This window comes from Sphingopyxis sp. LARHCG72 (assembly GCF_052871675.1).
Genome location: NZ_JBIXJU010000002.1, coordinates 117,567 through 135,180 on the forward strand (window position 1 = coordinate 117,567; position 17,614 = coordinate 135,180).

Genomic DNA, 17,614 nt, shown 5'->3' on the forward strand with positions numbered 1-17,614 from the left:
GACCGAAGATAAGGGACGGACATGCCCGGTCATAGCCACTATCAGCTTTTCGAAACCGCGGCCGGCGTCGCCGCTATCGGCTGGACGAGCGCCGGCGTTGCCAGCTTTCGCCTGCCTGCGCCGAGCGCGGGCGAAACCGAGCGCGCCGTTTTGCGCCGCCTTCCCGATGCGGTGCGCGCCGAAACCCCGGCCGAAATGCGGGCGGTGATCAAGGATGCGATCCGATATTTCGAGGGGGAACGGATCGAGTTTTTCGACGTACCGATCGATCCGGGCCACCAGCCACCCTTCTTCGTTCAGGTCTATACTTTGGTGCGTAAGCTCGGCTGGGGCGAGACGACCACCTATGGCGCCGTCGCACGGGCGCTGGACGCGGGTCCCGAACATGCCCGCGCCGTCGGGCAGGCGATGGCGACCAACCCCATTCCGCTGATCATCCCCTGCCACCGCGTCTTGGCGGCGGGCGGCAAGATCGGGGGCTTCTCTGCGCCGGGCGGTTCGACGTCCAAGGCCCGGATGCTCGAACTCGAAGGCGTCGCGGTGGCCGTCGCCCCGGTTCAGCACGGTTTCGATTTCTAGGCCGCGACCGCATCTTCGCTGTGGCTCGCCGCGGCTTCGAGCAAGCGTTTCTCGAGGCTTTTCACCCGCGTCGCGCTGTCGATCTTGTCGCCGATCAGGTCGGTCACATAAAATGTATCGACCGCGCGCTCGCCATAGGTCGCAACATGCGCCGAGTGTACCGTCACCTTCGACTGGAACAGCGCATAGGCGAGCTGGTTGAGCAAGGCGGGGCGGTCCTGCGCGTTGATCTCGATCACCGTGAACCGATTCGACGCCTTGTTATCGACGAAGACATTCGGCGCGACGCGAAACGCCTCAGCGCGGGTGCGCGGCAAAGCGCGTGCTTCGAGTTTCGGCAGCAATTTGTGCCGGTTGGCGAGCGCATCCTCGATCGCTCGCGTCAGCCGGCCGATCTGCCCAGCCTCGGCAAATGGCCGGCCGAGTGGATCCTGGACGAGGAAATTGTCGAGCGCGAGCCCGTCGCGTGTCGTGTGGATGCGCGCATCGATGATGTTGCCGCCGGCCAGGTGGATGCCCCCCGCCATGCGGTAGAAGAGACCCGGATGGTCAGCGGCAAGCACCATGACGAGCGTCGCGCCGCGATCCTCGTCGGGCACCGCGGCGATATGGAGCGGGGCGGTGCCCGCTTCCTGGATGTGACGCAGGTTCGCGGCGATCACTTCGACCGGCTCGGCGATCCAGTAGCTTTCGGGGAGGGGCCTGATCAGCTTGGCAAAAGCTTTCGCATCGAGGCCCAGCAGGGCCTGCGCCGCCTCCTTCTTCGCCGCAATCCGCGTCTCGCGCCCCTTCTGCTTGTGGCCGAGGCGCAGCACCTCTTCGGCGGCGTCGAACAGTTCGGTGAGCAATTGCCGTTTCCAGCTGTTCCAGACACCCGGCCCAACCGCGCGAATGTCGACGACGGTCAGCACGAGAAGCAGGCGGAGGCGTTCGGGGCTTTGCACGATCTGCGCGAAATCGAGGATCGTCTTGAAATCGGCGAGATCGCGCTTGAACGCGGTCGCCGACATCAGGAGGTGATAGCGTACGAGCCACGACACCGTCTCGGTCTCGGCCGCGCTGAGGCCCAATCGCGGGCAGACGCGTAGCGCAAGTTCGGCGCCGAGCACGCTATGGTCGCCGCCGCGCCCCTTGGCGATGTCGTGGAGGAGCACCGCGACATAGATGACGCGCCGCGAATGGATCTGGTCCATGATTGCGGTCGACAGCGGGTGATCGTCCTTGAGCCGGTCCTGTTCGATATCCGCCAGCAATCCGATCGCGCGGATCGTATGCTCGTCGACCGTATAATGATGATACATGTCGAACTGCATCTGCGCGACGACGCGGCCGAAATCGGGAACGAAGCGGCCGAACACCCCCGCTTCGTTCATCCAGCGGAGCACCGTTTCGGGGTCGCGTGGGCTTGTCAGCACGTCGAGGAACAGCTCGTTCGCGCGCGCGATCCGGCGCACGCCCTGCGTCTCGATCAGCTTTGCATCGTGGCGTGCCTGCCGCATCGCCTGCGGATGAATTTCGAGGCCATGCTTGTCGGCAAGCGCGAAAATCTCGACCAGCCGCACCGGGTCCTGCTGGAAAAAGTCATCCGACGGCAGTGCGAGACGCCCGCGGTCGAGCACGAAACCGTGGAGCTTTCCCGGCCGCCGCCTGATCGTCGGCAGAAAACGCCGCCCCCGCGCCGCCATCTGGTCGTCGAGGTGCGCAAGGAAGGTGCCGGTGACGTCGCCGACGCTTTTCGCGTGGAGAAAGTAGAGCTGCATGAAGCGCTCGACCGCACTCTTCCCCGGCCGGTCGGCGAAGTGCATCCGCCGCGCGATTTCGGGCTGGAAGTCGAAGGTCAGCCGGTCCTCGGCGCGGCCCGCGAGAATATGGAGGTGGCAGCGCACCGCGAGCAGGAAATTTTCGGCGCGTTCGAACTGGCGAAGCTCGCGCGCCGACATCAGCCCCGCATCGACGAGTTCGGGGACGGTACGCACACGGTGGATGAACTTGCCGATCCAGAAGAGCGTGTGGAGGTCGCGCAGCCCCCCCTTCCCTTCCTTCACATTGGGTTCGACGACATAGCGCGAATCACCCATTCGCTTGTGCCGCTCGTCGCGTTCGGCAAGCTTGTCCGCAACGAAGGCGCGGGCATTGCCGGCGACAACCTCGGCATCGAAACGCGCCGACGCCTGATCGTAAAGGTCGCGGTTGCCCCAGATGAAGCGCCCTTCGAGCAGCGCGGTGCGGATCGTCAAATCCTCTTTGGCGGCACGGATCATCTCGTCGAGCGACCGGCTCGAATGCCCGACCTTCAGCCCGAGGTCCCAGAGCGTATAAAGCTGTGCCTCGATCACCTGCTCGGTCCAGCTTGTCTGCTTGAACGGGGTCAGGAAGCCGATGTCGATGTCGCTGTGCGGCGCCATTTCGCCGCGTCCATAACCGCCGACCGCGATCAGCGTGATGCGCTCGCCCGCCGAACGGTTAGGCGACGGATAGAGATGGCCGACGGTGAAATCATGGCTGAGCCGGATGAGCTGGTCGACCAGGAACGCCGTCGCATTCGCCGCGACCCGCCCCGACGACGGCCGTTCGAGGAGCCGTCGCTCGATCTCGGCACGCCCATCATCGAGCGCCGCCTTGAGCAGCGCCACCATTGCGCGCCTCCGCACCGCCGAATCACTGCTTTCGGCGGCGATTGCGTCGAGCCGGGCCGCGAGGTCACGCCGGTCGATGATCGCCCGGCGATGATCGAGATTGTCGAACAGGTCGCTCATCGCCCGATCCTCATCCTATTCGTCCGCCATCAACCGCTTCAGCGCATAAAGCGCGTCGAGCGCCTCGCGCGGCGCGAGCGCATCGGGGTCGATGTCGGCGAGCGCTTCGCGCAGCGCGTCCTTCACCGCCGCGGGCGCTTCGGCAAGCGTCGCCGCGAACAGCGGCAGGTCGTCGAGCCCCGCGGCGAGCCCGCCGGTCGCCTCGCGGCCCGCTTCGAGCTTGGCAAGCACCGCCTCGGCGCGTTTGACGACGCCCGCGGGAACCCCCGCGAGGCGCGCAACCGCGAGGCCGTAGCTGCGGTCAGCGGGACCTTCGGCGACTTCGTGGAGCAGCACGAGATCGCCCTGCCATTCGCGCGCACGCACATGGTGGAGCGAGAGCGCGTTCAGCGTTTCGGCGAGCCGCGTCAGCTCGTGATAGTGCGTCGCGAAGAGGCAGCGGCACTTGTTGACCTCATGCACCACCTCGACCACCGACCAGGCGAGCGCGAGCCCGTCGTAGGTCGAGGTACCGCGCCCGACCTCGTCGAGGATGACGAAGCTTTGCGGCGTCGCCTGCGCAAGGATCGCCGCGGTCTCGACCATCTCGACCATGAAGGTCGAGCGCCCGCGCGCAAGGTTGTCGCTCGCACCGACGCGGCTGAACAGCCGGTCGACGAGCCCGAGTTTCGCCGCCGCAGCGGGAACAAACCCACCCGCCTGCGCGAGCACCACGATCAGCGCATTCTGGCGCAGGAAGGTCGATTTACCACCCATGTTCGGGCCAGTGACGAGCCAGAGCCGGTCGCGTTCCGACAGGGACACGTCGTTGGGAACGAACCGCTCGCCCGTTTTCGCGAGCGCCGCCTCGACCACCGGATGGCGTCCGCCGGTCACGTCGAGGCAGGGCGTGTCGACAAGGTCGGGACGGCACCAGTTATGGCTCATGGCATGGTCGGCGAGCGCGGCGGCAACGTCGATCCGCGCAAGGACATCGCACGATGCCGCGATCGCTTCGCGCCGCGCGATCGCGGCGTCGGTCAATGATTCGAGATGCGCGGCTTCGGCTGCGACCGCGTGGACACCGGCCTGGGTCACGCGACTCGCGGCCTCGTGAAGGTCCGACGAGTTGAAGCGCACGACACCCGCGAGCGTCTGGCGGTGGGTGAAGCCCGATTCGGGCGCCATCAATGCGTCGGCGTGCTTCGCGGGCACCTCGACATGATAGCCGAGCACGCCGTTGTGGCGGATCTTGAGCGAGGCGATGCCGGTACGGTCGCGATAGTCGGCCTCGAGCGCGGCGATCGCCTTGCGCCCGTCGCGCGCGGTTTCGCGCAGCGCGTCGAGCGCATGATCATAACCCTCGGCGACATAACCGCCCTGTGCGGCGTCGACGGGCGGGGTTTCGATGAGCGCGCGCGTCAGTTCGTCGACGAGCGCGCCATGCCCGTCGAGACCCGGGAGCAGCCGCGTGAGAAGCGGCGGCAGGTCGGCACGGCGTGCGAGATGCTCGCGCAGCAGCCGCGCGCCGCCGAGCGCGTCGCGAAGCTGCGCGAGGTCGCGCGGGCCGCCGCGTCCCGCGACGAGGCGACCGAGCGCGCGCCCGGCATCGGGCAGCGCCCGCAGCGCCGCGCGCAGCTCGCCGCGCCACAAGGCGTCGCGCGCGAGCCCATCGACAAGGTCGAGCCGGTCGAGGATCGCCGCCTTGTCGGTAAGCGGGCTTGCAAGATCGTCGGCGAGCAGCCGCGCGCCCGCCGCGGTGACGGTGCGGTCGATCGTGCCAAGCAGGCTGCCGTCGCGCGCGCCCGCCATCGTGCGAACAAGCTCGAGGCTCTCGCGCGTCGCGGCGTCGATCGCCATCCGTCCCGACGCGAGGTGGCGTAACGGGGGCTGGAGGAAGGTCGGCCCGCCCGTCCCGACATGGTCGAGATAGGCGACAAGCGCGCCCATCGCCGCAACCTCGCCGCGGGAGAATTGGCCGAAACCGTCGAGTGTCTGGACGCCGAAAAAGCTTTCGAGCCGCTTTTGCGCGCTTGTACTCGAAAAATCCGACGCCGGGCGGCGGACGATCTGGCGCGCCGACGAAATCGGTAACTCATCGGCCGCCTCGCTCAGCAGCAGTTCGGACGGCGCGAGCCGGGCGAGTTCGGCATCGACCGCCAGCGCCGGCACCGCGACGACCTCGAAGCGCCCCGTCGAAATATCGGCGGCGGCAATCGCGACCTCGCCGTCGCTGCCGATCTGCGCCAACGCCGCGAGCCGGTTCGCGCTCCGCCCTTCGAGCAAGCTCTCCTCGGTCAGCGTGCCTGCGGTGACGAAGCGCACGATGTCGCGCGCGACGAGCGCCTTCGACCCGCCGCGCGCTTTCGCCTCGGCCGGGGTCTCGACCTGTTCGGCGATCGCGACGCGGTGGCCGGCGCGGATCAGCCGCGCAAGATAGGATTCGGCAGCGTGCACCGGCACGCCGCACATCGCCACCGGCTGCCCATCATGTTCGCCGCGCGAGGTCAGCGCGATGTCGAGTGTCGACGCCGCGGCCTTGGCATCATCGAAGAACAGCTCGAAAAAGTCGCCCATGCGATAAAAGAGCAGGCAGTCGCCCGCTTTGGCCTTGAGCGACCAATATTGCGCCATCATCGGCGTTGCGGCGGGCGCAGGACTGTTTGAATTGGCGGCGGAGCGGGCGGTAGCAGGCATAGGACATGCTTAGGGACGGATATGGGCTCGTGGCAAGCGACGCCGCGCGATTCGCGGGTTCCATTTCCGCTTGGCGACGCTAGGGAATGGGCTCGGGCGCGCGTCTGAGTAGAGTTTTGTTAGGGGATAAATGATGGACAGCGGCAGCAAGGTGCAGTTTTCGGATCGCGAGGCCCTGCTTTACCACGAATATGGCCGTCCCGGGAAAATCGAGATCGTCGCGTCGAAACCGATGGCGACGCAGCGCGACCTCAGCCTTGCCTATTCGCCCGGCGTCGCGGTCCCCGTGAAGGCGATCGCCGAAAATCCGGCAGCCGCCTATGACTATACGGTCAAGGGCAACCTCGTCGCGGTGATCTCGAACGGCACCGCGATCCTCGGGCTCGGCAACCTTGGCGCGCTTGCATCGAAGCCGGTGATGGAAGGCAAGGCGGTGCTGTTCAAGCGCTTCGCCGACGTCGATTCGATCGACCTCGAGGTCGACACCGAAGATCCGCAACGCTTCATCGAGGCGGTCGAACTGCTCGCGCCGAGTTTCGGCGGCATCAACCTCGAAGATATCGCCGCGCCGAACTGCTTCATCATCGAAGCCGCGCTCAAGGAACGCATGAACATCCCCGTGTTCCATGACGACCAGCACGGCACCGCGATCATCACCGCCGCCGGGCTGATCAACGCCTGTTACCTCACGGGACGCGACCTTTCGACGGTGAAGGTCGTCGTCAACGGCGCCGGCGCGGCGGCGATCGCATGCACCGCGCTGATCAAGGCGATGGGCGTCAAACATGAAAATGTCATCATGTGCGACCGCAAGGGTACCATCTATCAGGGCCGCACCGACGGCATGGACCAGTGGAAATCGGCGCATGCGGTGCCGACCGAAGCCCGCGACCTGACCGAAGCACTCGTCGGCGCCGACGTGTTCCTCGGCCTGTCGGCCGCGGGCGCGCTGAAGCCCGAGATGGTGAAGGATATGGCGCCGGCGCCGATCATCTTCGCGATGGCGAACCCCGATCCCGAAATCTCGCCGCCCGACGCCCGCGCGGCGCGGCCCGACGCGATCATCGCGACCGGACGCTCGGACTATCCGAACCAGGTCAACAACGTGCTCTGCTTCCCCTTCATCTTCCGCGGTGCGCTCGACGTCCATGCGACCGCGATCAACGAAGAGATGAAGATCGCCGCGGCCTATGCGATCGCCGACCTGGCGCGCCAGCAGGTGCCCGAGGAAGTCGCCGCGGCCTATGGCGGGCGGGCGTCGAGCTTCGGCCCCGAATATATCATCCCCTCGCCCTTCGACCCGCGCCTGATGGAAATCGTACCCGCGGCGGTCGCCGAAGCCGCGATGAAGACCGGCGTCGCACAGCGGCCGATCGAGAATCTCGACGATTATCGCACCCAGCTCCGCGCCCGGCTTAACCCGACGACCTCGGTGCTCACACTCGCCTATGAAGCCGCGCGCAACAATCCGAAGCGCGTCGTCTTTGCCGAGGGCGAGGAAGAAACCGTGCTGCGCGCCGCGATCCAGTTCCGCGACGGCGGCTACGGCATACCGGTGCTCGTCGGGCGCGAGGGGCTGCACGACAAGCTCCGTGCGATGGGCGTCGCCGACGCCGAAAGCTTCGAGGTCCACAACAGCGTCAATTCGCCGCATGTGCCGCAGATGGTCGACTTGCTCTACGAGCGGCTGCAGCGCCGCGGATATCTTCGCCGCGACGTCGAGCGCATGGTCAACCGCGACCGCAACATCTTTGGCTCGCTGCTGCTCAAGATGGGCCTCGGCGATGCGATGATCACCGGCACGACGCGCACCTATTCGCAGACGATGCGCGAAATCCGGCGCGTGATCGACCATGCAGAGGGCAAGACGCCGTTCGGCATCCATGTCCTCGTCGACCAGCATCACACCATCTTCATGGCCGATACCACGGTCAACGAGCGGCCGACCGCCGAGATGCTTGCCGATATCGCCGAACGCACCGCGCAGGTCGCGCGGCGCATGGGCCACGAACCGCGCGTCGCCTTCCTTTCCTATTCGACCTTCGGCAACCCCGAAGGAAGCTGGCTCGAAAGCATCCGCGAGGCGGTGTCGATCCTCGACCAGCGCAAACCCGCGTTCGAATATGAGGGCGAAATGGCGCCCGACGTCGCGCTCAACGAAAAGGTGATGAAGAATTATCCCTTCTGCCGCCTGTCGGGACCCGCGAATGTGCTCGTCATGCCGGGGCTGCAATCGGCCAATCTGTCGGCCAAGCTGCTTCGCGAACTCGGCGGCGGTGCGGTGATCGGCCCGATGCTCGTCGGTATGGAGAAGCCGGTGCAGGTCGCGACGATGGCGTCGACCGCGTCGGATCTCGTCACGCTCGCGGTGCTCGCCGCAGGCGGAATCGCGCAATAAGAAAAAGCGGCGGCGCCTTCGGGCACCGCCGCTTTTTGTCCGCTCTTGTGCCTTCGGGCTTTACCGGCCTGCCGGTGCGCCCGCGCCCGGCGCGCCAACCGCGCCGATATTGCCGAAGATATCTTCGAAGAAGCTGCGGTGACGGCCGAGCGTCGGCGTCTTGTCGCCTTCGGGGCTGATCTTGCTCACCAGTTCGAGGCCGGTGCGATCGACCGCTGCGACGTTGCCAGCGGCATCGAAACGGACGCGCAACACCTGCTGTTCGACCGGGCGCGGCTTGGCAAAAGCGAGCTGGCGCGTTTCGCGCGACACATAATAATATTCATTGTTGCTGAACTGGCCGACGAAGGTCGGGCGCCCCAGCGTCTTTTCGACCGATTCGCGGTTGTCGACACCGGGCGTGATCGCTTCGGTCAGCAGCGGGTCGACGACATAGCCCTGCCGTCCCTTGAGCTGCGCGCAGCCGCTAACGGTCAGGGCGACGGCGAGGCCGAGCACGACGAGGCGCGTGCGCCGGGCAGGAAACGAAAGGATCGAATTCGGCATCAAATATCTCCGTTGCGCCTGTCCGCCGCATCTCCCGGCGGTCGGCGCTGGCTCTCGCGCCTCTTAACCGCAAGCGGATAGCGCGCACAAGCCGCTTGTGCCGCGGCAAAGCTTGCCACAAGCTGACCGGAGCATCGAGCCAGCCGGTGCGTTTGCGCCTCTTTTCCGGCGGCACGAATGCGCCTAAGCGGAACCATGTTCTCGCTCCGCAACATCTTTCGTCCGCAGCCCGATCCCCGCGAGGCACGCCGTCCGCTGTGGAACGCGGTCGTCGCCGCCGCACGCACGCCGCACTGGTATGCCGAAGGCACCGTCCCCGACACGCTCGACGGCCGGTTCGACATGATCAGCCTCGTGCTGGCGCTCGTCCTCCACCGGATCGACGAAGATCCGGCGCAAGGGATCGCCGGCGTCCAGCTCACCGAATTGTTCGTGAACGACATGGACGGCCAGATGCGCCAGATCGGTTTCGGCGACATGGTGGTCGGCAAGCAGGTCGGCCGGATGATGAGCGCGCTCGGTGGCCGGCTCGGCGCCTATCGCGCCGCAGACGGGTCGAACGAATTGCGCGCGGCGCTGGTCCGCAACCTGTGGCGCGGTGCGGAACCTACCGAAGCGGGGATCGCGCATGTGATGGCCGGGGTCGCGGCGCTGCGCGGCCGGCTTGCGGCAACGCCGGTGTCCGAACTCATCGTCGCGGATCGGCTGGATGGAGCGCGGCCATGACCGCATCCGAATTCCCGCTGATCGTGACGCTCGCCGATGCCGCGCACGGCCGCACGATCGCGGTCGAGGCCGACGCCGATGCGCGCAAGGCTATCGCGCGCCGGCTCGGCCTCGTCGCGCTCGACCGCTTCTCGCTGTCGGCCGAGGTCCGCGCGATTGCCGGCGGCATCGCGGCCAAGGGCGAAGTCGGCGCCGAAGTCGTACAGGCCTGCGCGGCGACCGACCTGCCCGTCCCCGCGACGCTCGCCGAAGCCTTCGACCTCCGCTTCCTGCGCGATGTCGATGCACCCGCGAGCGAGGATGACGAGATCGAGATCGGGAGCGAAGACCTCGACCTGCTGCCGCTCGAGGGCGACCGGGTCGACCTCGGCGAAGCCGCGGTGCAGACGCTCTCGCTGGCGCTCGATCCCTTTCCGCGCCACCCCGACGCAACACGCATCCTTGCCGAGAAGGGCGTGCTCAGCGAGGAGGCGGCCGGTCCCTTTGCGGCGCTCGCAAAACTGCGTGGAAAGCCCGGCGCCTAACGTCCCTCGGGCGCCGGCTTCGGCTCTTTCTCGACCAGATCGGCGACCGCCGCGTCGAGTCCCTGTTCATCCTTCGCCGGCGCATCGGCCTTCGGCTTTTCAGCGGCCTTTTCGTCGCGCGTCGGGGGAAGCGCGCCGCCGAGTGCATTGGCGAGACCGAGAAGCTGCTCGCCGATCACCTTGTCGACCGCAGGCGCAATATCGGCGACCTTGAAGCGCATATAGCCGCCGACGACATAGTCGAAGCGCAGCGCGCTGCCCGTCGGCGTTTCCTTGATCTGGATCGTCAGCGTGCCGTTCAGCGCCTCGCCCTGCAGCGGGCCGAAGGCGCCGGAGAGACGGAGAAGCTGGTTGGGCTTCGCAAAGAGGATGCGCGCGTGCTGGACGCTGCCCACACCTGCCCCCGTATCGGGCAATTTCTCGCAGAAACAGCCGCCGGCCTGCTGGTCGAGCCAGAAGTTCGCGGCGTCGCCCGACCAGCTATGATCCTTCGACCACCAGCTTTGCGGCATACGGAGCATTTTCCACACGTCAGCGGGCGTCGCGGCCACCTGCGCCGTGTGTGCGACGGCAAAGCCCGCCTCGCTCTGGTCGACGACTTTCGCGGCCGCCATCGGCGCGAACGCGAGCGCCCCCATGACGGCGGCGACCGCAAGATATCTCGAAATTGCCATCAGCCTTTTCCCCCTGACGCCTCAATAACCGGCGCCGGGGGCACTGACTAGCCTCAGCCTCAGCCCGCGAGGATCGTTTCGATCGCGTCGTTGACCTCGTCGATCGGCGCCATCCCGTCGACGTGCGTCACAATGCCGCGCGCGTCGTAGATCGGCAGGATCGGCGCGGTCTTGGCACGATATTCGGCCATGCGGGTGCGCACCGTTTCCTCGTTATCATCGGGACGGCGCTTGAATTCGTCGCTGCCGCAAACGTCGCAAACATTGTCCACCTTGGGCAGCTTGTAGCGATCATGATAACCCGCACCGCACTTGGCGCAGCTGAAGCGGCCGGTGATGCGGTCGACCAGTGCGTCTTCCTCGACCCGCAGTTCGATCACATGGTCGAGCTTGCGGCCGCGCACCGACAGGATCGTGTCGAGCGCCTCGGCCTGTGCCGCCGTGCGCGGATAGCCGTCGAAGATCACCGAGACATCGGCGCCGAGCTGGTCGAGCCGTTCGCCGATCAAGCCCGAGACGATTTCGTCCGAGACGAGTTCGCCCGCGTCCATCACCGCTTTCGCCTGCAGCCCGATCGGCGTGCCCGCCTTGACCGCAGCGCGCAGCATATCGCCGGTCGAGAGCTGGACCATGCCATGCTCGTCCTCGAGGCGCACCGCCTGCGTTCCCTTGCCCGCTCCCGGCGGCCCAAGCAAAATGATATTCAGCGTCATGAAGACCCCTGTTTCCCCTGCCCTGTGAGAGAATCGCCTAGCGGCGGTATCAGCGCCGCGCAACGCCGCCCTTCAATTTGGCCTTCTTGATCAGGTCGCCATATTGATGCGCGAGCATGTGGCTCTGGATCTGGCTGATCGTGTCGATCGTGACGTTCACGATAATCAGCAGGCTGGTGCCGCCGAGCTGGAACGGCAGCCCCGATCCGGCGATGAAATATTCGGGGATCAGACAGATTGCCGCCAGATAGGCCGCGCCGAGCACGGTGATTCGCGTCAGCACGAAGTCGAGATAGGCGGCGGTGTTCTTGCCCGGGCGGATGCCGGGGATGAAGCCGTTCTGGCGCTTCAGATTGTCGGCGGTTTCCTCGGGGTTGAAGACGACCGCAACGTAGAAGAAGCAGAAGAAGATGATGCCCGCGGCATAGAGTGCCATGTAGAGCGGCTGTCCGTGCGCGAGATACTGGTTAAGCGTGATAAGGAAATCGCCCGTCGCGGTGTCGCCCTGGACATTCTGCCCCATCATCTGCGTGATCGTCAGCGGCATCAGCAGCAGCGACGAGGCGAAGATCGGCGGGATCACGCCCGCGGTGTTGACCTTCAGCGGCAGGTGGCTGCGGTCGGCCTGCATCACGCCGCGCTGCGTCGCGCGCTTCGGATACTGGACAAGGACGCGGCGCTGCGCGCGTTCCATGAAGCTGATGAAGGCGATTATGACGATCGCGCCGCCAAGCACCGCGAGAATCGTGCCGCCGCCCATCGATCCTTCGCGGACTTGGGTGAACATCTGCGCAAAGCTGCGCGGAAGCTGGGCGAGGATACCCGCCATGATGATCAGCGACACGCCGTTGCCGATGCCGCGGCTGGTGATCTGTTCGCCGAGCCACATCAGGAAGAGCGTACCGCCGACGATGCTGATCACCGCACCGATGCGGAACATCATGCCGGGGTCGACGACCGCGGCGATGCCTTGGCTCGCGCCGAGCGATTCAAGCCCGACAGCGATGAAATAGCCCTGGATCGCGGTCAGGAAGACCGTGCCGTAACGCGTGTATTGGTTGAGCTTCTTGCGCCCGCTTTCGCCCTCTTTCTTGAGCGCGGCGAGGCTGGGCGACAGTGCCGCCGCCAGCTGCACGACGATCGACGCCGTGATATAGGGCATGACGCCGAGCGCGATGATGCTCATGCGCTCCAGGCTGCCGCCCGAGAAGGTGTTGAAGATATCGAGGACGCCGCCCGATGCGGCCTGGCTGTAGAGCGACGCCAGCGCAACGGGGTCCACCCCCGGCAGCGGCACGAACGACAGGAAACGGAAGACGATCAGCGCGCCGATCGTGAACCAGATGCGGTTCTTGAGTTCGGTCGCCTGACCGAACTTCGAAAAGTTGAGGTTGGAAGCAAGCTGGTCGGCGCGAGAGGCCATGGGTGTTTTCCTCGGATATTCCGGACCGCGCCCCCCGCGACCCGGCGCCTATGTGCGTTCGGCGGTGACGAAGCGCAAGGGGAAAGGCCTATTTTGCAACGCAGCTCGTCGATACCGGCTGCTTCATCCGTTCGCATCGAACGGGAAATAAGGGATCGTCAAACGACGAAGGGGCGGACCGTATTCCGGGCCGCCCCTTTGCCTGATTATTCCGCCTTGGCTTTGGCGCGGCGCTGGGCCTTCTTGCCGTCGCCTTCGGGCTTGGGTTCGGGCAGTTCGACCTTGCCGCCAGCCTTTTCGACCGCTTCGATCGCGCCCTTCGACGCGCCGGCAACGGCGAAGTTCAGCTTCGCGGTGAGTTCACCCTTGGCGAGGAGGCGGACGCCGTCCTTACCGCCGCGGGCGACACCGGCAGCCTTGAGCGCGGCGTGATCGACAACGGCCTTGGCGTCGAGCTTCTTCTCGTCGATCAGCTTCTGCACCTGACCGAGGTTCACGATCGCGAAGTCCTTCGCGAAGATGTTGTTGAAGCCGCGCTTCGGGATGCGCATGTGGAGCGGCATCTGGCCACCCTCGAAGCCGTTGATCGCGACGCCGCTGCGGGCCTTCTGACCCTTCTGGCCGCGGCCGGCGGTCTTGCCCTTGCCCGAACCGATGCCGCGTCCGACGCGCATACGGCCCTTGCGGGCGCCATTGTTGTCACGAAGTTCGTTAAGCTTGATAGTCATTGCACTCGCTTTCGCTTTTATCGCGCTGATAGATGTAGGGTCGGGTCGCGAGGGGCTCAGCCCTCGACGACTTCAACCATGTGCGGAAGCTTGCGGATCATGCCGCGCACTTCGGGGGTGTCGACCAGTTCGACCTCGCGGTGCATCTTGCCCAGGCCGAGGCCGGTCAGGATCGCACGCTGGCTCTTGGGACGACGGATCGGCGAACCGATCTGGCGGATCTTGATCTTCTTGTCGGCCATCGTCTTACTCCGTCACCGCCGCGGCTTCCGCCTCGGCTGCGCGGTCGGACGAACCGCCACGCTTGATCAGGTCCGAAACCTTCTTGCCGCGACGCTGCGCAACCGACTTCGGGCTGGTCTGTTCGCCGAGCGCTTCGAAGGTCGCACGGATCATGTTGTAGGGGTTCGAGGTGCCGACCGACTTGGTCACCACGTCGGCCACGCCCAGCGATTCGAACACGGCGCGCATCGGGCCGCCGGCGATGATGCCGGTACCGGCGGGTGCCGAACGCAGCGTCACATTGCCGGCACCGAAATGGCCGCGGCCATCATGGTGCAGCGTGCGGCCGTCACGCAGCGGAACGCGAATCATCGCCTTCTTTGCGGCAGCGGTCGCCTTCGAGATGGCCTCGGGCACTTCGCGTGCCTTGCCATGACCGAAACCGGCGCGGCCCTTGCCGTCGCCGACGACGACGAGCGCGGCGAAACCGAAGCGCTTGCCGCCCTTCACGGTCTTCGAGACGCGGTTGATGTGGACGAGCTTTTCGATCAGCTCTTCGCCACCTTCTTCGTCGCGCGGGCGACGATCATCGCGGCGGCCACGGCCACCGTCACGACCGCCACGGCCACCATCGCGGCCGCCGCCACGGCCGCGGCGCGGAGCCTGGCCATCGGTGGGGGCTGCTTCGGGAGCGCCTTCGACGTTCTGTACTTCGTCTGCCATAATCAGAACTCCAATCCGCCTTCGCGAGCCGCGTCGGCCAGCGCCTTGATGCGCCCGTGGAACAGGAAACCGCCGCGGTCGAACACGACCTGCGTCACGCCCGCCTTCTTGGCGGCAGCGGCGAGGCGCTTGCCGACGTCGGCAGCAGCCGCGGTCGTCGCGCCGGTCTTGCCGCGGACATCCTTGTCGAGCGTCGAGGCCGAAGCCAGCGTCGCGCCGGCAGCGTCATCGATGAGCTGCGCATAGATGTGACGGCCCGAACGGTGTACCGAAAGGCGCGGACGCCCGGCAGCGCGCTGACGGAGAGCGGTACGAACGCGCTGGCGGCGTTTTTGGAAAGGGGTAAGATGTGCCATGGCTTACTTCTTCTTGCCTTCTTTGCGGAAGATGTACTCGCCGCGATATTTGATGCCCTTGCCCTTATAGGGTTCGGGCTTACGCCAACGGCGGATTTCCGCCGCGACCTGGCCGACCTTCTGCTTGTCGATACCGCTGATCTCGATCGTCGTGTTGTCCGGCGTCTTGATCTCGATGCCTTCCGGCACCGCGTAATCGACATCGTGGCTGTAGCCGAGCTGCAGCTTCAGATTCTTGCCCTGTGCGTTGGCGCGATAGCCGACACCGGTGATTTCGAGGACCTTGGTGAAGCCTTCGGTCACGCCCGTGATCAGGTTCTGGACCAGCGTCCGCTGCATACCCCAGAAAGCGCGTGCTTCGCGGGTTGCGTTCGCGGGCTGGACCGAGATGCTGCCTTCGGCGACTTCATATTTGATGTTGTCCGAAAGCGGAATCGCGAGCGTGCCCTTCGGGCCCTTGACCGACAGCTGGCCGCCGTCGATCGCGGCGGTGACGCCGCTGGGGATCGAAACTGCCTTTTTACCAATGCGCGACATCAGAACACCTCCGCCAGCACTTCGCCGCCGACATTATGTTCGCGAGCTTCGGCATCCGACAGGACGCCGCGCGGAGTCGACACGATGGTGATACCAAGGCCGTTGCGCACGATCGGGAGTTCTTTCGAACCCGAATAGACGCGGCGGCCGGGCTTCGAAACGCGAGCCACGTGGCGGATCGCCGGCTGGCCTTCGAAATATTTCAGCTCGATGCGAATGCCCTTGTGCTGGCCCTTCGCGCCCAGCGCTTCTTCGCTGTAGCCGCGGATATAGCCTTCGCGCTGGAGAACATCGAGAACGCGGACACGCAGCGTCGAAGCCGGCGTCAGGACGCTGTCCTTCTTCGCCTGCTGGCCGTTGCGGATGCGGGTGAGCATATCACCCAGGGGATCGGTCATTGCCATCTTGTCAGTCCCTTACCAGCTCGACTTCACAACACCGGGGATCAGGCCCTTGTTGGCCAGATCGCGGAGCTGGATACGGCAAAGCCGGAATTTGCGATAATAGGCGCGCGGGCGGCCCGTAAGTTCGCACCGGTTGCGGATGCGGGTCGGGTTACCATTGCGCGGGATTTCCGCCATCTTGAGGCGCGCGATCAGACGCTCGCTCTCGTCGAGCGACGTGTCCGCCGCAATCGCCTTCAGCTTCGCGTAACGGCCGGCGTATTTCTTCACCAGCTGCTTGCGACGCTCGTTCTTGTTCATCGAACTCAGTTTCGCCATGACTTAAGTTCTCTTTCCTTCTTGAAAGAGCCTGCCAGATCCCGAGGGGATCAGGCGGCTTCCTTTTCCTGCGCTTCGATCGGGAAGGGGAAGCCGAACAGCTTGAGCAGTTCGCGGGCTTCTTCGTCCGTACGGGCGGTGGTGGTGACGATCACGTCCATGCCGCGCACCTGGTCGATGCGGTCATAGTTGATCTCGGGGAAGATGATCTGCTCTTTCAGGCCCATGGCATAGTTGCCACGGCCGTCGAAGCTGGTCGCCGACACGCCGCGAAAGTCGCGGATGCGCGGCATTGCGATCGTGATCAGGCGATCGAGGAATTCGTACATGCGTTCGCGGCGCAGGGTCACCTTGCAGCCGATCGGCATGCCTTCGCGTAGCTTGAACTGTGCGATCGACTTCTTCGCCTTGGTCACGACGGGCTTCTGGCCGGCGATGAGTTCCATCTCGGCAGCGGCCGATTCGACCTTCTTCTTGTCCTGCGTGGCTTCGCCGACGCCCATGTTGAGCACGATCTTTTCGATCTTCGGCACTTCCATCGCATTCTTGTAACCGAACTTCTCGGTCATCGCCTTGACGATCACATCGTCGTAGCGCTTGCGCATGCGCGGGGTGTAGTTATCAGCCATTGATCGTCTCCCCGGACTTCACGGCCACGCGGACCTTCTTGCCGTCCTTGGTTTCAAAACGAACGCGCGTCGGCTTGCCGGTCTTGGGATCGGCGAGCGCAACCTTGCTTGCGAACAGCGGCGCTTCCTTGCGTTCCAGGCCACCCTGCGGGTTGGTCTGGCTCGGCTTGCGGTGGCGCGTGATGACATTGACGCCCGCGACGACCACCTTGCCGTCCTTCGGCAGGCTCTGCGTCACTTCGCCGGTCTTGCCCTTGTCCTTGCCGGACAGGATGACAACCGTGTCGCCCTTCTTGATCTTGTTCGCCATGGTCAGAGCACCTCCGGCGCCAGGCTGATGATCTTCATATAGCCACGGCCGCGCAGTTCGCGGACGACGGGGCCGAAGATACGGGTGCCGATCGGCTCCTCGTTCTTGTTGACGAGCACGGCGGCGTTGCTGTCGAAACGGATGACCGAGCCATCGGCGCGGCGCACGTCCTTGGCGGTGCGGACGATGACGGCGCGATGCACGTCACCCTTCTTCACCTTGCCGCGGGGCTGAGCTTCCTTGATCGACACGACGATCACGTCGCCGACGCCGGCAGTACGACGCTTCGACCCGCCCAGCACCTTGATGCACTGGACGCGCTTGGCACCGCTGTTGTCAGCGACTTCCAATTGTGACTGCATCTGGATCATC

At 65.4% G+C, this 17,614-nt stretch carries 20 protein-coding genes; 4 read left to right on the forward strand and 16 right to left on the reverse strand.

Going from position 1 to position 17,614, the window contains the following annotated elements:
- The first annotated feature begins 21 nt into the window (after positions 1-21).
- Positions 22-579 (forward strand): methylated-DNA--[protein]-cysteine S-methyltransferase, encoded by a 558-nt coding sequence (locus tag ACIPPQ_RS05670; protein ID WP_446543215.1) that lies wholly within the window; start codon positions 22-24, stop codon positions 577-579.
- Here the strand turns inward: ACIPPQ_RS05670 and ACIPPQ_RS05675 are convergent.
- Complete coding sequence (locus ACIPPQ_RS05675; RefSeq protein ID WP_446543216.1) at positions 576-3,335, reverse strand: [protein-PII] uridylyltransferase; 2,760 nt, start codon at positions 3,333-3,335, stop codon at positions 576-578. The two genes, ACIPPQ_RS05670 and ACIPPQ_RS05675, sit on opposite strands and share 4 nt — an antisense overlap.
- A 15-nt stretch (positions 3,336-3,350) precedes the next feature.
- Complete coding sequence (mutS, locus tag ACIPPQ_RS05680) at positions 3,351-6,011, reverse strand: DNA mismatch repair protein MutS (protein ID WP_446543217.1); 2,661 nt, start codon at positions 6,009-6,011, stop codon at positions 3,351-3,353.
- Positions 6,012-6,144: 133 nt separating this feature from the next.
- Between mutS and ACIPPQ_RS05685 the strand changes: the two genes are divergently transcribed.
- On the forward strand, positions 6,145-8,409 hold the full coding sequence (locus ACIPPQ_RS05685) for an NADP-dependent malic enzyme (RefSeq protein ID WP_446543218.1): 2,265 nt from the start codon (positions 6,145-6,147) through the stop codon (positions 8,407-8,409).
- A 60-nt stretch (positions 8,410-8,469) separates the two neighbouring features.
- Here the strand turns inward: ACIPPQ_RS05685 and ACIPPQ_RS05690 are convergent, their stop codons facing one another.
- A complete protein-coding gene (locus tag ACIPPQ_RS05690) occupies positions 8,470-8,955 on the reverse strand; it encodes an outer membrane protein assembly factor BamE (protein WP_327456592.1) in 486 nt (161 codons plus the stop codon).
- A 195-nt stretch (positions 8,956-9,150) separates the two neighbouring features.
- Between ACIPPQ_RS05690 and ACIPPQ_RS05695 the strand changes: the two genes are divergently transcribed.
- Entirely contained in the window at positions 9,151-9,681 is a 531-nt protein-coding gene (locus tag ACIPPQ_RS05695) for a ubiquinol-cytochrome C chaperone family protein (protein WP_446543219.1), read from the forward strand.
- Positions 9,678-10,205, forward strand: coding sequence for a YceD family protein (locus ACIPPQ_RS05700; protein WP_446543220.1), 528 nt, complete (start codon positions 9,678-9,680; stop codon positions 10,203-10,205). The genes ACIPPQ_RS05695 and ACIPPQ_RS05700 overlap by 4 nt, the downstream gene beginning before the upstream one ends.
- On the opposite strand, the gene ACIPPQ_RS05705 is transcribed toward ACIPPQ_RS05700, so the two are convergent.
- The 13 genes from ACIPPQ_RS05705 to rplN all read right to left on the reverse strand — a co-directional run bounded on the left by ACIPPQ_RS05705 (position 10,202) and on the right by rplN (position 17,613).
- Positions 10,202-10,879, reverse strand: coding sequence for a hypothetical protein (locus ACIPPQ_RS05705; protein WP_446543221.1), 678 nt, complete (start codon positions 10,877-10,879; stop codon positions 10,202-10,204). The genes ACIPPQ_RS05700 and ACIPPQ_RS05705 overlap by 4 nt on opposite strands.
- Before the next feature lie 59 nt (positions 10,880-10,938).
- A complete protein-coding gene (locus tag ACIPPQ_RS05710; protein WP_446543520.1) occupies positions 10,939-11,586 on the reverse strand; it encodes an adenylate kinase in 648 nt (215 codons plus the stop codon).
- Between the two features lie 55 nt (positions 11,587-11,641).
- The gene (secY, locus tag ACIPPQ_RS05715) at positions 11,642-13,015 is read right to left on the reverse strand and encodes a preprotein translocase subunit SecY (RefSeq protein ID WP_446543222.1); all 1,374 of its coding nucleotides are present in this window, start codon (positions 13,013-13,015) and stop codon (positions 11,642-11,644) included.
- 206 nt (positions 13,016-13,221) lie between these two features.
- Positions 13,222-13,743, reverse strand: coding sequence for a 50S ribosomal protein L15 (rplO, locus tag ACIPPQ_RS05720; protein ID WP_446543223.1), 522 nt, complete (start codon positions 13,741-13,743; stop codon positions 13,222-13,224).
- 56 nt (positions 13,744-13,799) lie between these two features.
- Positions 13,800-13,985: a 50S ribosomal protein L30 gene (rpmD, locus tag ACIPPQ_RS05725; protein WP_037515666.1), complete on the reverse strand. Its 186-nt coding sequence runs from the start codon at positions 13,983-13,985 to the stop codon at positions 13,800-13,802.
- 4 nt (positions 13,986-13,989) lie between these two features.
- Entirely contained in the window at positions 13,990-14,688 is a 699-nt protein-coding gene (gene rpsE / locus ACIPPQ_RS05730) for a 30S ribosomal protein S5 (RefSeq protein WP_327456605.1), read from the reverse strand.
- 2 nt (positions 14,689-14,690) lie between these two features.
- Entirely contained in the window at positions 14,691-15,044 is a 354-nt protein-coding gene (rplR, locus tag ACIPPQ_RS05735; protein ID WP_293645749.1) for a 50S ribosomal protein L18, read from the reverse strand.
- A 3-nt stretch (positions 15,045-15,047) separates the two neighbouring features.
- On the reverse strand, positions 15,048-15,581 hold the full coding sequence (gene rplF / locus ACIPPQ_RS05740) for a 50S ribosomal protein L6 (protein ID WP_446543224.1): 534 nt from the start codon (positions 15,579-15,581) through the stop codon (positions 15,048-15,050).
- Complete coding sequence (gene rpsH, locus ACIPPQ_RS05745; RefSeq protein ID WP_054589697.1) at positions 15,581-15,985, reverse strand: 30S ribosomal protein S8; 405 nt, start codon at positions 15,983-15,985, stop codon at positions 15,581-15,583. Before rpsH ends, rplF begins: the two co-directional genes overlap by 1 nt.
- A 12-nt stretch (positions 15,986-15,997) precedes the next feature.
- Positions 15,998-16,303 (reverse strand): 30S ribosomal protein S14, encoded by a 306-nt coding sequence (gene rpsN, locus ACIPPQ_RS05750; protein ID WP_293645745.1) that lies wholly within the window; start codon positions 16,301-16,303, stop codon positions 15,998-16,000.
- A 50-nt stretch (positions 16,304-16,353) separates the two neighbouring features.
- Positions 16,354-16,932 carry a 50S ribosomal protein L5 gene (gene rplE / locus ACIPPQ_RS05755; protein ID WP_293645743.1) on the reverse strand — a complete coding sequence of 193 codons (579 nt, stop codon included), beginning with the start codon at positions 16,930-16,932 and terminating at the stop codon, positions 16,354-16,356.
- A complete protein-coding gene (gene rplX / locus ACIPPQ_RS05760) occupies positions 16,925-17,242 on the reverse strand; it encodes a 50S ribosomal protein L24 (protein ID WP_037556376.1) in 318 nt (105 codons plus the stop codon). Before rplX ends, rplE begins: the two co-directional genes overlap by 8 nt.
- 2 nt (positions 17,243-17,244) lie before the next feature.
- On the reverse strand, positions 17,245-17,613 hold the full coding sequence (rplN, locus tag ACIPPQ_RS05765; RefSeq protein WP_011543078.1) for a 50S ribosomal protein L14: 369 nt from the start codon (positions 17,611-17,613) through the stop codon (positions 17,245-17,247).
- Position 17,614: the final 1 nt, after the last annotated feature.

Bases quoted from the DNA above. Each gene is read 5' to 3' on its own strand.
- ACIPPQ_RS05700 (WP_446543220.1), top strand. From the start codon at position 9,678: ATGACCGCATCCGAATTCCCGCTGATCGTGACGCTCGCCGATGCCGCG.
- rplN (WP_011543078.1), bottom strand. From the start codon at position 17,613: ATGATCCAGATGCAGTCACAATTGGAAGTCGCTGACAACAGCGGTGCC.
- ACIPPQ_RS05670 (WP_446543215.1), top strand. From the start codon at position 22: ATGCCCGGTCATAGCCACTATCAGCTTTTCGAAACCGCGGCCGGCGTC.
- rpsH (WP_054589697.1), bottom strand. From the start codon at position 15,985: ATGGCAATGACCGATCCCCTGGGTGATATGCTCACCCGCATCCGCAAC.
- mutS (WP_446543217.1), bottom strand. From the start codon at position 6,011: ATGCCTGCTACCGCCCGCTCCGCCGCCAATTCAAACAGTCCTGCGCCC.
- ACIPPQ_RS05675 (WP_446543216.1), bottom strand. From the start codon at position 3,335: ATGAGCGACCTGTTCGACAATCTCGATCATCGCCGGGCGATCATCGAC.
- rpmD (WP_037515666.1), bottom strand. From the start codon at position 13,985: ATGGCCGACAAGAAGATCAAGATCCGCCAGATCGGTTCGCCGATCCGT.
- rpsE (WP_327456605.1), bottom strand. From the start codon at position 14,688: ATGGCAGACGAAGTACAGAACGTCGAAGGCGCTCCCGAAGCAGCCCCC.
- ACIPPQ_RS05695 (WP_446543219.1), top strand. From the start codon at position 9,151: ATGTTCTCGCTCCGCAACATCTTTCGTCCGCAGCCCGATCCCCGCGAG.
- ACIPPQ_RS05690 (WP_327456592.1), bottom strand. From the start codon at position 8,955: ATGCCGAATTCGATCCTTTCGTTTCCTGCCCGGCGCACGCGCCTCGTC.
- rplF (WP_446543224.1), bottom strand. From the start codon at position 15,581: ATGTCGCGCATTGGTAAAAAGGCAGTTTCGATCCCCAGCGGCGTCACC.
- rplX (WP_037556376.1), bottom strand. From the start codon at position 17,242: ATGGCGAACAAGATCAAGAAGGGCGACACGGTTGTCATCCTGTCCGGC.
- rpsN (WP_293645745.1), bottom strand. From the start codon at position 16,303: ATGGCGAAACTGAGTTCGATGAACAAGAACGAGCGTCGCAAGCAGCTG.
- secY (WP_446543222.1), bottom strand. From the start codon at position 13,015: ATGGCCTCTCGCGCCGACCAGCTTGCTTCCAACCTCAACTTTTCGAAG.
- ACIPPQ_RS05705 (WP_446543221.1), bottom strand. From the start codon at position 10,879: ATGGCAATTTCGAGATATCTTGCGGTCGCCGCCGTCATGGGGGCGCTC.
- rplO (WP_446543223.1), bottom strand. From the start codon at position 13,743: ATGACTATCAAGCTTAACGAACTTCGTGACAACAATGGCGCCCGCAAG.
- ACIPPQ_RS05685 (WP_446543218.1), top strand. From the start codon at position 6,145: ATGGACAGCGGCAGCAAGGTGCAGTTTTCGGATCGCGAGGCCCTGCTT.
- rplR (WP_293645749.1), bottom strand. From the start codon at position 15,044: ATGGCACATCTTACCCCTTTCCAAAAACGCCGCCAGCGCGTTCGTACC.
- rplE (WP_293645743.1), bottom strand. From the start codon at position 16,932: ATGGCTGATAACTACACCCCGCGCATGCGCAAGCGCTACGACGATGTG.